Below are 487 nucleotides of genomic sequence, written 5' to 3'. Positions count from 1 at the left end.
GCAGCACGAGGGAGAAGCAAACACTTGAAAAACTTTATGGTCATTTTAATCGCATTGCTCTTATCAGGGTGTTTTACCGAATCCGAGTTCATTCAAACTGACTGTGCATACTTAAGCGGAGACCATTTAATAGTGGGGTTTTCTAATGAGTTTGCTAGCAGAACACTCTCAATTGGGAGTTCTGCTTTGACATTTAAGGGAACAACTCCGAAAGATATGAAGTGGTTAGCTGAGTTTACAGATATTGAATCCGTAGAGTTCGAGAATGCAGCTCTCTTGAAAATAACTTTAAAGTCAGGTTTTTCCAAAATTGTTGGCAGAGTTAATGATAAATGTAAGGTGTTTATAAATAAGCACTTTCAAGAACAAGGTGTTGTTTTTTAGTGTAGTGTGCTGCTAACAAACTGTTTAAAGTGGACAAAATTACGTTGGCTTGGTTTCGCTCCGCTTCACATTTTAGCCAACGAAATTTTGCCCATTAACAGGG

Annotated in this window: 1 protein-coding gene; it reads left to right on the top strand. The window is 38.2% G+C overall.

The features are described 5' to 3' along the window. A partial coding sequence (locus ACGHEH_RS21765; RefSeq protein ID WP_390449896.1) for a hypothetical protein occupies positions 1–384 on the top strand: 384 nt, incomplete at its 5' end. Positions 385–487 lie beyond the last annotated feature (103 nt).

The organism is Pseudoalteromonas sp. MTN2-4, from assembly GCF_042848605.1.
Classification (GTDB): Bacteria; Pseudomonadota; Gammaproteobacteria; order Enterobacterales; family Alteromonadaceae; genus Pseudoalteromonas.
This window is presented reverse-complemented; position numbering and strand designations above follow the sequence as displayed.